Source organism: Corallococcus sicarius (genome assembly GCF_003611735.1).
GTDB classification, from domain to species: Bacteria; Myxococcota; Myxococcia; order Myxococcales; family Myxococcaceae; genus Corallococcus; species Corallococcus sicarius.
On sequence record NZ_RAWG01000313.1, the window covers coordinates 1 to 11,653 of the forward strand.

At 71.3% G+C, this 11,653-nt stretch carries 8 protein-coding genes and 1 pseudogene; 4 read left to right on the plus strand and 5 right to left on the minus strand.

The genetic code is table 11. The features are described 5' to 3' along the window. Together D7X12_RS33545 and D7X12_RS33550 are read right to left on the minus strand one after the other, a co-directional pair. Positions 1–985: PHP domain-containing protein (locus D7X12_RS33545; RefSeq protein WP_120629295.1), on the minus strand; the 985-nt coding region annotated here is incomplete at its 3' end. Positions 986–1,194: 209 nt separating this feature from the next. After that, a complete protein-coding gene (locus D7X12_RS33550; protein WP_120629296.1) occupies positions 1,195–2,028 on the minus strand; it encodes an alpha/beta fold hydrolase in 834 nt (277 codons plus the stop codon). Positions 2,029–2,158: 130 nt separating this feature from the next. Here D7X12_RS33550 and D7X12_RS33555 point away from each other — a divergent pair, with 130 nt between their 5' ends. The 4 genes from D7X12_RS33555 to D7X12_RS33570 all read left to right on the plus strand — a co-directional run bounded on the left by D7X12_RS33555 (position 2,159) and on the right by D7X12_RS33570 (position 9,817). Next, positions 2,159–2,656, plus strand: a complete 498-nt coding sequence (locus D7X12_RS33555; protein ID WP_120629297.1) for an NfeD family protein — start codon at positions 2,159–2,161, stop codon at positions 2,654–2,656. Beyond that, a complete protein-coding gene (locus tag D7X12_RS33560) occupies positions 2,647–3,747 on the plus strand; it encodes an SPFH domain-containing protein (RefSeq protein ID WP_120629298.1) in 1,101 nt (366 codons plus the stop codon). The genes D7X12_RS33555 and D7X12_RS33560 overlap by 10 nt, the downstream gene beginning before the upstream one ends. A 283-nt stretch (positions 3,748–4,030) precedes the next feature. Beyond that, the gene (locus D7X12_RS33565; RefSeq protein ID WP_120629299.1) at positions 4,031–5,533 is read left to right on the plus strand and encodes an ATP-binding cassette domain-containing protein; all 1,503 of its coding nucleotides are present in this window, start codon (positions 4,031–4,033) and stop codon (positions 5,531–5,533) included. A 288-nt stretch (positions 5,534–5,821) separates the two neighbouring features. Beyond that, positions 5,822–9,817 (plus strand): CARDB domain-containing protein, encoded by a 3,996-nt coding sequence (locus D7X12_RS33570; protein ID WP_158620172.1) that lies wholly within the window; start codon positions 5,822–5,824, stop codon positions 9,815–9,817. A 38-nt stretch (positions 9,818–9,855) separates the two neighbouring features. On the opposite strand, the gene D7X12_RS33575 is transcribed toward D7X12_RS33570, so the two are convergent. The 3 genes and pseudogenes from D7X12_RS33575 to D7X12_RS44685 all read right to left on the minus strand — a co-directional run. Further along, entirely contained in the window at positions 9,856–10,845 is a 990-nt protein-coding gene (locus D7X12_RS33575; RefSeq protein WP_120629301.1) for an NAD-dependent epimerase/dehydratase family protein, read from the minus strand. Between the two features lie 43 nt (positions 10,846–10,888). Then, on the minus strand, positions 10,889–11,422 hold the full coding sequence (locus D7X12_RS33580; protein ID WP_120629302.1) for a hypothetical protein: 534 nt from the start codon (positions 11,420–11,422) through the stop codon (positions 10,889–10,891). A 58-nt stretch (positions 11,423–11,480) separates the two neighbouring features. Next, positions 11,481–11,653 (minus strand): annotated as a pseudogene (locus tag D7X12_RS44685) (Y-family DNA polymerase); the annotation flags it as partial.

An 11,653-nucleotide genomic window follows, 5' to 3' on the forward strand; every position in this document is an offset into this window, starting at 1 on the left:
GCCCCTGGCACAGGATGCCCCGCCCCCGCGCGAACATCACGATGTCCCACAGCGACAGGAAGTACCCCGCGAAGTCCAGCGCCGCGATGAGCCTCAGCTCATGCTCGATCTGCCGCGTCACCTCCGGCGGCACGCCCGCCGGATAGCGCGCGCGCAGGCCGGCTTCCGTCAGCGTCTTCAGGTGTTCGTTCGCCGTGCGCCCCTCGGGCAGGTCCTCCTCCGGGAAGTGGTAGTGCAGCGCGTCCAGCGAGGCGCCGCAGCGCGAGGCCAGCTCCACCGTACGCTCCAGCGCGTCCGGCCGATCCGCGAACAGCCGCGCCATCTCCCCGGGTGACTTCAGCGTCCGCTCCGCGTTCGGGAACAGCCGCGTGCCCGCTTGATCCACCGTCACCCCGTGGCGGATGGCGGTGAGCACGTCCTGCAGCGGCTGCCGCTCCCGGTGGTGCGTGTGCACGTCGTTGTGGACCACCAGCGGCACGCCCAGCGCCCGTGCCAGCGCCTCCGCCCGCGCCTCCCGGGCCGCGTCCCCCGCCGACAGCGAGCGGCTCAAGCCCACGTGGAAGCCGCCCGGGAACGCCTCCGCCAAGGGGGCCACCGCCTCCAGCGCCGCAGGGCCCGGCAGGAGCGCGAGCAGCCCCGACGCGTGCTCCGCCAGCTTGCGCCAGGGCAGCCCCGCCTCGCCCTTGGGGTGCGTCATCCGGCTGTGCGACACCAGCCGGCACAGGTTCGCGTACCCGGCCGCGTCCCGGGCGTACACCACCACCGGCGGGCCGTTCTCCAGCGTCAGCTCCGCGCCCAGGAGCAGCTTCACGCCGTGCTCCTTCGCCGCGAGGTGCGCCTTCACCGCGCCGTACAGCCCGTCCCCATCCGTGAGCGCCAGGGCGGACAGGCCCAGCCGCGCCGCCGCGGCCACCAGCTCCTCGGGATGGGACGCACCGCGCAAAAAAGAGAAGTGGGACCGGCACACCAGCTCGGCGTAGCTCACGCCGGATCAGGATACTGATCGGGCGTTCAGGCGCTAGATTGGATCGACGCGCGGCGAGAGGGCGACTTCATGGGTTGTCCCAGGGTTTCACCCCCTCCGGCCCCGATGCGTCCGGGGGACCCCGGCAATCACAATGCAGCTCGCGGCATCCCCCAAGTGGCAATGATTGCCCCCGCCCCGAGCCACCGGGTTGCCGGGACAATGGACCGTCACGCCCGGGCTTCCGTCCATGAAGGCATCTCCATCGCGTCCAGGAAGTGGGACAGGGCGGCGTTGACCGCCTCGGGCTGCTCCAGGATGCACATGTGCCCGCCACAGGGCAGCGTCACCAGCCGGGAGCCCTGGATGCGCTGGTGCAGGCCGGCCGCCGCCGCCGGCGCCGTCACCAGGTCCTCCTCCCCCACCATCACCAGCGTCGGCGTTTCAATGCGGTGCAGCTCCCCCTCCACGCTGCGCCGGTGGATGACCCCCTGCATCGCGCGCCACACCTGGCGCGGGTTGTCCATCAGCTGCTGACGCAGCATCGCGCGCTCCGCCCGCCGCTCCGGATCCCGCATGAACGTGCGCCCGAAGTAGAGCGACATGATCCGGTCCACCACCGGCCTCAACCCCAGCCAGTGCGTCAGCGTCGTCAGCAGCCGGTAGCGCGCCAGTGTCAGCGGCAGCTCCGCCGCGGCGGACGAGTCCAGCAGCGACAGCGACTGCAACAGCTCCGGATGGCGCGCGGCCACCCGCAGCCCCACGAAGCCGCCCATGGACTGCCCCACGAAGTGACAGGGCGCGAGCCCCAGGGCCTGGATGAGGGCCACCGCGTCCTCGTACACCGTCCGCAGGTCGATGGCCGAGCCGCCAGGCGGGGGCTCGCTCTGGCCCTGGCCCCGGTGGTCATACACGATGCAGCGGTAGCGTCCGCGCAGGGCCGCCACCTGCTCGCGGAACAGGCGGGAGTCCCAGAGCAACCCGTGGCTGAAGAGGACCGGCTCGCCAGGACCGCCCGTGTCTTCGTAGTACAGTCGGGTGCCACGGATGGACAGATACGGCATGGGCTTCCCTTCGGCGGGGCGACGGGGACGGCGGGGACCTCGTCCGCAACCTCCCGGCCGTCCGATTGCTTCCTGATGCCCGGTCGCCCGGTTTGACAGGAAGCCGAAGCGGCTGCCAAACAAGGACCTCATGGACCCCACCGCCTGGCACCTCTGGCTGATTGCCGCGATCGTCCTCGGAGCGCTGGAGATCAAGCTCTCCGGCTTCGTGACGCTCTGGTTCGCCGTGGGGGCCCTGATGGCCTCCCTCATCGCCGGCGCGGGCGTGGGACTGGACGGTCAGCTCGTCATGTTCACCCTGGTGTCCACGGCCCTCTTCGCCGCGTCCCGCACCCTCTTCAAAAACGTTTTCATGCGGGACGCCGTGCATTTGAAGACGGGCATCGAGGCGATGCTGGGCCAGGAGGCCGTGGTGATGGAGGCGCTGTCCGACCCGCACGGGGGCACCGTGCGCATCAACGGGGAGCTGTGGATGGCGCGCTCCCTGTCGGGCCCCCTGCCCGAGGGCGAGCGCGTCACCGTGGAGCAGATTGAAGGACTCAAGTTGTGGGTGCGGCGCCCGTCGGCGTCTCACGAGGTCTCGCTGCACCAACAGCAGCGCAAGAAGGAGACTGTAGGATGGGACTGACCATTGTTCTGCTCGTCGCGGCGGCCGCCGTCGTGTTCGCGCTCGCCACCGGTGTTCGCATCGTTCCCCAGGCCAAGGTCATGGTCGTGGAGCGGCTGGGGAAGTTCCACCACGTGGCCACCAGCGGCCTCAACATCCTCATCCCCTTCATGGACAGCCCCCGCGCCATGGAGATGCGCAACGGCGTGCGCATCACGCGCAACACGCTGGTGGACCTGCGCGAGCAGGTCATGGGCTTCGAGACCGTCCAGGTCATCACCCATGACAACGTCAACATGGAGGTCGGCTCGGTCATCTACTACCAGATCGTCGATCCGGGCCGCGCGCTCTACCAGGTGGAGAACCTGGCGCTCGCCATCGAGCAGCTCACCATGACGAACCTGCGCAACGTCATGGGCGGCCTCACGTTGGATCAGACGCTGACCAGCCGCGAGACGGTCAACACCAAGCTGCGCATGGTGCTGGACGAGGCCACGGAGAAGTGGGGCGTCAAGGTCACCCGCGTGGAGCTGCGTGAAATCGAGCCGCCCCAGGCCATCAAGGCCGCCATGGCCAAGCAGATGACCGCCGAGCGCGAGCGCCGCGCCGAGGTCACCAAGGCCGAGGGCGACAAGTCCGCCGCCATCCTCCAGGCCGAGGGCGAGAAGATCTCCCGCATCCTGCGCGCCGAGGCCGAGCGCGACGCGGAGATCGCCCGCGCCGAAGGCCACAAGCGCGCCGTGATGCTGGAGGCCGAAGGCAAGGCCGAGGCCACCCGCCTCACCTTCGAGGCCATCCACACCGGCCGGGCCACCCCGGAGGTGCTCGCGCTGCGCTACCTGGAGACCCTCCAGGAGCTGGGCAAGGGCGACAACAAGATGTTCGTCCCCTACGAGGCCACCGCCGCGCTGGGCACGCTGTCCATGCTCAAGGACGTCTTCGGCGGCGACAGCGCCCCGCCCCCCGCGCCCGAGGCCCCGCGCCTGCCGGCCCGCAACCCTTCGGCCGCCGCGCTGAGCGCCCAGGCGTTGGCGCGCAACGCCGCCGCGGCCGCCACCGCGCCCATGCCGGCCACCCGCCGCGTACAGCCGCCCACGCCTTCGGACGAATAGGCGGACGAACAGGCGCCGCGGGGAATCGTTGTCAGGGCACCGACGTTCCAGTCGTCGGTGCCCGCCGTCGCGGCGCACCAGGGCTTGCACTCCGTACGGGCCCTGTCGCATCTTGCAGCTGCTGCATCCGTTGTCCCCGCGGGAGGTCGTCACAGGACTTCCCCCACACGAGGTCCGCACGCCCTTGAAGCTGCACGCCTGAAACCCCGGTTCATGGCTGTAACCCGCCGCCGCGCGTCCTGATGGGCGTGTGTGCTGGCTCCGGATTCAGGAGTCGCTTCAAATGCCCTCGTCCTCCCTTCGCGCGCACAGCGTCTGCTTTTCGTTCATTGATGCCATCCCCGTCCTCACCGACGTGGACTTCCACCTGGCCCCGGGCTGGACGGGCCTCGTGGGCCCCAACGGCGCCGGCAAGTCCACCCTCCTGCGCCTGCTGTCCGGGGAGCTGACGCCCACGTCGGGACAGCTCACCTTCGACCCGCCGTCGCCCCTCGTGTGTCTGTGTCCCCAGGGCGTGGAGGCGCTCACGCCCGACATCGCCGCGTTCGCGGAGGCGTGGGATGCGCTGGCGCGCAGGCTCCACGGACAGCTGGGCCTGGACGTCACCGCGCTGTCGCGCTGGCCCACGCTGTCTCCAGGAGAGCGCAAGCGCTGGCAGGTGGGCGCGGCGCTCGCCCGCGAGCCGGACGTGTTGCTGCTGGATGAGCCCACCAACCACCTGGACGCCGAAGGGCGCGCGTGGCTTGCGTCCGCGCTGCGCCGCTTCCGGGGCATTGGCGTCGTCGTGTCCCATGACCGGGAGCTGCTGGAGATGCTCACCCAGGCCACCCTGCGCGTACACGGCGGTGGCGCGCGGCTGTACCCGGGGGCCTACTCCGCCGCGCGGGGCCTCTGGGAGGCGGAGCGCGAGGCCGAGGTCGCCGCCCACCAGCAGACGAAGGCGGAGCGGGACCGGGCCGCGCAGGTGCTCGACCGGGTCCGGCGCGAGCAGCAGGGCGCCACCCTGTCGCGCAGCACCGGGCGGCGGATGAAGAACAAGCACGACAGCGACGCGCGCACGCTCGGAGCCTCCACGCTCGCGAGCTGGGCCGAGGACCGCCTGGGCCACCAGGTCACCGTGAAGCGCCGCGAGCTGGAGCGCGCCGAGGCCGCCGTGGGCGACTTCACCGCGGACAAGACCGTGGGCCGCTCGGTGTTCGTGGACTATGTGCGTTCCCCCAACCCGTGGCTCTTCACGCTCGACACGCCGGGCCTGAAGGCCGGGGACGTGGAGGTGCTGGGCCCCACGCGCCTGGACGTGGACCGAACAGCGCGCATCCGCATCGAGGGGCCCAACGGCGCCGGCAAGACGACGCTGCTGCGCGCCCTGCTGGAACAGGCTCGTGTGCCCCGCGACAAGCTGCTGTACCTGCCGCAGGACCTGGGCGAAGCGGAGGCCCGCGCCACCCTGGACGCGGTGCGTGCGCTGCCCCCGGAGGAGCGCGGCCGGGTGCTGTCGTTGGTGGCAGCGCTGGGCGTGGATCCACACCGGCTGCTCGCGTCCGAACAGCCATCTCCGGGGGAGGCACGCAAGCTGTTCATGGCCCGCGGCCTGGGGCAGCACGCGTGGGCCCTGGTGCTGGATGAACCCACCAACCACCTGGACCTGCCGTCCATCGAACGGCTGGAGGCGGCGCTGCGCGACTACCCCGGCGCACTGCTGCTCGTCACCCACGACGCACCCTTCGCCCGCGCGTGCACCACCACGCGGTGGCTCGTCGCGAACGGACACGTCGAGGTGAGCTGATTTCCCAGGGAATGGGAAAACCAGGCCTCCATTTTCGGCTGAGATTGTTTGAATTTAACACCAGCAGCGCCGTCCAGGCTTCCCCTTGAAGTCACGGAAGTGCCGCTCTGGGCACGGCGGGCGGCGCTTCCTGGCAGTAACCACACACACCCCCAAGGAGTACACATGCTACGGCCATCGCCGTCATGGAGACGCTCGTGTCTGCTCATCGCAGGCACGCTGGTATTCACCGGCTGCGGAGGCGACGCCCCGTCCGAGGCGGCCCTCCAGAATAGCCAGACAGATTCATTGAATCAGGGTCCGGACCTGGTCATCACCGAGCTGAAGGGGCCTGCCAGCGTTCGCACGGGCGACCCCTTCAGCGTCACCGCCCGGGTCTGCAACGTGGGCGCCGCGCCCGCTTCTCCCAGCGGCACCCTGGCCCTCCAGGTGTACCTGTCCACGACGGCCACCCAGCAGGTGCCCGTTCCCGGGGCGCCCCCCTCCACCCAGCAGGTGATGGTGGGTGAGGTGACGCTGGGAATGCCGCTGGATGCCGGGCAGTGCGTCACGCCGAACCTGTGGGTCAACGCGGTCCGGCCTTCCGCCTCGCCTCCGGACGGCGCCCTCTACCTGGGCGCCAGTGTGGACACGCGCAAGGTCGTGACGGAGCTGAACGAGGCCAACAACGGCTTCGTCAGCGGCCTGATGGGCGTGGGCAGCCGCCCGGACCTCGTGGTCACGGAGGTGAAGGCGCCCGCCAGCGCCCGGCCCGGGGAGACCTTTCCCCTGACGCTGCGCGCCTGCAACGTGGGGACCACGCCGGCACCGTCCTCCACCGTGCGGTTGTACGTCTCTACCCAGGCCACGCTGACCGTGCCGGCGCCGGGCTCCCCCCTGCCGACGACGCTCGCGCAGGTGGGTGACATGCCGGTGCCTTCGCTGGACGTGGGCGCGTGCCTCACGCTCCCGACGCAGGCGTCCGCTGTTCGTCCGCCCGCGGCCACCACACCCCAGCAGCCGCTGTACCTGGGCACCTTCATCGACCCGGCGCGCTCCCTCACCGAGCTGCGCGAGGACAACAACGCGCGCATCGCGGGTCGCCTGGGCATCGGCAACCAGCCCGACCTGGTGGTCACCGACGTGACGGGCCCGGAGAGCCTGCGCCCGGGCGCGCCGTTCACCGCGTCCGTGACGGTGTGCAACGTGGGCACCGAGCCCGCCTCCAACCCGCGCGCGGAGCTGTTCCTGTCCACCCTGGCCACGCTGTCCCAGGGACCGACGAACCCCGGCTCCCAGACGGAGGCGCTCATCGGTTCGACGCAGGGGATGCAGCTCGATGCCGGCCGGTGCACCTCGCTGCCCGTGCAGGGCAACGGGTACCCGCCCCCGGCCGCGCCTCCGAACACGCCGCTCTACCTGGGCGCGCGCGTAGACGGCATGGTGCAGATCCCGGAGCTGCGCGAGGACAACAACACCTTCGTGAAGGGGCTCGTCGGCGTGGGCTACGGCCCGGACCTGGTGGTCCGCTCGCTGAAGGCGCCCGCCAACACGCTCCCGGGCGCGCCGTTCACCGCCGAGGCGAAGGTCTGCAACGTGGGCACCGAGATGTCCAACTCCACCCGCGTGGAGCTGTTCGTGGGCACGGAGAACCCGGTGGTGTTCCCGTCGCAGTATGGCCCCATCGCCACGCGCACCCAGGTGCCCGCGGGCGGGTTGGAGGTGCCGTCGCTGTCGGCCGGTGGGTGTGTGATCCGGTCGGTGTCCGCGATGGCACAGCTGCCTCCGGATGCCCTACCGAACCAGCCCCTGTACCTGGGGGCCGCCGTCGACACGCAGCGGAACAACCCGGAGCTGCGCGAGGACAACAACACCTTCACGTCCGGGCAGCTGGGCTTGGGGTTCGACGCGGACCTGATCATCAGCGAGCTGCGGGCCCCCGCGAGCCTGCCGGACGGCCAGTCCTTCGCCGCGACCTACACGGTCTGCAACCAGGGACCGGGCTCCACGAGCGGCTTCGGGATCTCGCTGTTCCTGTCGTCTGAAGCCGCGCCGCCCGCGCCGCCTTCCCCGCCGTACGGGATGCCGTATCCCCCCGGCTACGCCTTCCTGGGCCGGTCGGAGTCCTCCCTCTCCGTGCAGCCCGGACAGTGCCTTTCGCAGCGGTCCACCTTCAACGCCGTGCGTCCGCCGAACTCGCCGCCGGATCAGCCCCTGTACCTGAGCGCCCTCGTCAACACGTCGCCCACCGAGCTGAGGCAGGACAACAATGGCTTCGCGGCGGGACGCGTGGGTGTGGGTCAGGGAGCGGACCTCGTGGTCACCGAGGTCAAGGCGCCCGCCAGCGCACGGTCCGGCTCCGCGTTCACCACCTCCGTTCGCGTCTGCAACGTGGGCACCCAGCCTTCGTCCAGCTCCCTCGTGGAGGTGTACCTGTCGTCCGAGCCCACGCTGGTCACGACGATCCCCCCGGGCCCCAACTCCACGCGGGTGTTCGTCAACGGCGTGCCGGTGCCCTCGCTGGGCGCCGGGGCGTGCATCACGCGGGAGGTCACCGGGCCCTCCTCCGTGCCTCCCAACATGTCGCCCTGGCAGCCGGTGTACGTGGGCGCCATCGTCGACCCGGGGTCGAGCCAGCTGGAGCTGCGCGAGGACAACAACGCGCTCGTGGGCGGCGTGATGAGCGTGGCCAACGGACCGGACCTGGTCGTCACCTCGCTGGACGCTCCCGCCAGCATGACCCCAGGCAGTGCCTTCTCCGTTTCCCCGCGCGTCTGCAACGTGGGCACCGACCCCTCGTCCTCCACGGACGTGGCGATCGTCCTGTCCACGGATGACACCTGGAGCCTGCCGGTCGCGGGGTCGCCACCGCCCCCGTCCTCCCACTCCAGCCAGGCGAACGTCGGCATCCTTCCAGTTCCGCCCCTCCAGCCCGGCCAGTGCGCGGCCCCGTTCGGGACGATGTCCTCCTACGGACCGCCGGCGTCGATGCCGGATCAGCCGCTGTACGTGGGCGCTACCGTGGATCCCTTCATGTCCCGGCCCGAGCTGCGCGAGGACAACAACGTCTTCGTGAAGGGGCGCATCGGCTACGGCTACGGCGCCGACCTGGTCGTCACCGGGGTGACAGGCCCCGCCAGTGTCATGCCGGGGCAGTCCTTCACCGCCACCGTCACCGTCTGCAACCAGGGCATGCAGCCCGCCTCCCAGGGGACGCGCGTGGACCTGTACGTGCTGACGGGCACCACGGTGCCCATGCCGCCGCAGGGCATGCCGCCGAGCCCCTCGCTGTCGGCGGGTTGGATCACGCTCGACACGTTGGCGCCGGACACCTGCATCTCCACGCCGGTGCCCGCGAGCCTGAACGTCACCGGACCCACGGACTTCCTGCAGTTCTCCCTGGGCGCCTCCGTCGACACGCTCCAGGTCCTCCAGGAGGTGCGCGAGGACAACAACACCTTCGTGGGCCCGCGCATCGGCGTGGGGAGCGGCCCGGACCTCGTCATCACGTCCATGGGCGGGCCGGCCAGCGTCCTGCCCGGCGGCTCGATGCGCATCCCCGTGACCGTCTGCAACCAGGGGCAGTCACCCTCCCAGGCGCAGCCCCTGGAGGTCGTCCTCTCCACCGAGCCCGTCCTGCCGGAGCCGTTCCCGTCGGGGATGGGCATGGAGATGTCCTCCACCGTGTCCCGGCTGGGCATCCTGGAGGTCCCGCCCCTGCAGCCGAACGCGTGCGCCACGCGCGAGGAGTCCTTCTCCGCGACTCCGCCGTCCGCGGCCACCCCGGAGTCGCCCCTCTACCTGGGGGGCGTCCTCGTCGTGTTCAATTCGATGCCCGGACAGGAGCTGCGCACGGACAACAACACCTTCGTGCGCGGCCGCATCGGCGTGGGGAACAGCCCGGACCTGATCATCACGGAGGTCACCGCGCCGTTCTCCGTGCGCAACGGCGACCTGTTCACCACCACCGTGAAGGTCTGCAACCAGGGCACCGTCTCCACGGGCATGAGCACGGGCCGGCTGGAGCTGTTCGCCTCCACCCAGCCCGTCCTGGAGTTCCCGATGGGCCCGGGCAGCCCCGGCATGTCCTCGTCCCAGGTGTCGCTGGGCTCCGTGGAGCTGGGAGCGCTGCAGCCCCAGCAGTGCGCGACGCGCCAGCTCACCGCGCCCGCCATGGCGCCGGCCGGCACCCCGGGCTACGGGCTGTTCTACATTGGCGCCATCGTGGACTCGCAGCGCACGGTGATGGAGCTGCGCGAGGACAACAACGCCTTCGTGCAGGGCTTCCTCGCCGTGATGCCGTAGCCGTCTCGCGGTGATGGACCGGGCGTCGGCCGGGGCCTTCAGGTGCCCCGGGCGACGCCCGTCCATTCGCGGTACCACGCCACCAGCCGGGCCACGCCCTCGTCCACGGACACGCGGGGCCGGAAGCCCGTCTCGCGCTCCAGCCGCGAGGGATCCGCCCAGGTGGAGGCCATCTCCGCCGCCCCCGCGGGCACGGACGTCACGCGGGCCTTCGTGCCCCAGTGGCGCTCCAGCAGGCCCACGAAGTCCCCCAGCGCCACCGGCTCGCCGTGCCCCACGTTGAGCAGGCGGTGGGGCGGGCCCTCCGAGGTGAGCCGGGGAGGCCGGTCGAGCACCCGCAGCACGGCCTCCGCCACGTCGTCCACGAAGGTGAAGTCCCGCCGCATCCGCCCCTCGGCGTGCAGCACCAGGGGCTCGCCCCGCGCCAGCGCGCGCAGGAACAGGAGCGGCGCCATGTCCGGGCGTCCCCAGGGGCCGTACACCGTGAAGAAGCGCAGGCCGCTGGTGGGCAGCCGGTGCAGGTGGCTGTACGCGTGCGCCATCAGCTCGTTGGCGCGCTTGGTGGCGCCGTAGAGATTGAGCGGTTGATCCACGGGGGCGTCCTCGCGGAACGGAGCGGGCGTGGCGGCGCCGTACACGGAGCTGGAGGACGCGTAGACGAGGTGCGCGACCTTCGCCTCGCGGCAGCCCTCCAGCACCCGCACGAAGCCCGTCACGTTGGTGTCCGCGTACGCCGGCGCCTCTTCGTCCGGGGCCCGCACGCCCACGCGCGCCGCCAGGTGCACCACGCCTTCGGGGCGCGCGAGCGCGAACGCTTCGTGCAGCCGGGCCGCGTCGGTGAGGTCTCCCGCGAGGAACGTGAAGCCGCGCGTCCCCGACAGCCGTGCGAGCCGGGAGCGCCGCAGCGCCACGTCCCCGGGAGCCCGCTCCAGCGCGTCCAGCCCCAGCACGGTGTCACCGCGCGCGAGCAGCCGTTCGCAGACGTGGGCGCCGATGAAGCCCGCCGCGCCTGTCACCAGGACCCGCATGCCCCCCTCTTCGCGCGCTCGAGAAGCGCCCGGTGGACGGCCCTCACGGCACCACCTGCACGGCGTCGATGACGGCCCGGCGCAGGAACGAGTTCCAGTCCGACTGGGCCTGGTAGACGCTCACCGTGGGCGAGGAGCGGATCGTGTCCGTCCACAGCACCTGTCCCGCGGGGTCCACCACGCCCACGCGCAGCACGACGTCCACCCGGCCCAGCACCGCCGCGCCGGACGTGTCCAGCCAGTCCAGGATGACCACCACGCCGGCCTCGGCCTTGTTCTGCTGGATGAAGGAGGACACCTCGTCGGTGAGGGGCACCGGCGCCTGGGACTGGCGCGTGGCCACCACCTCGAAGCCCCGCTCGATGAGCACGGCCTCCGCCTGGCGCGCGATGACCGTGCGCGGGTTTCTCTCTCCCATCAGGTCCTGACGGAACGAGCCGGACGGCAGCACGTCCACGCGCGAGCCCGCCACCACCACCACCTTGCGGATGCTCCCCTCCGGGCGCACCTGCCTGGCGGCGCAGGCCGTGAAGACGAGGGACACGAGGAGGACGCAGAGGATTCGGGCGGGGCGCATGTCCCGACGCTAGGCCACAAGCGTCAGCGCCTCCACCCGGACCGCACCGGCCGGCCCCTCAATCGAACAACCCTTGCAGGTAGAAGCCCCCGTCCCGTCCGTCCTGGAACACCCAGGCGGGCCCCAGCCCCTCGAAGTGCACGCGGTAGTAATCCCGCTGGTAGGGCGTGTCCGTCCACCACTCGCCCCCCAGCCGCTCCGGCCCCGCCATCGCCGTCACCCGGTGCCGCC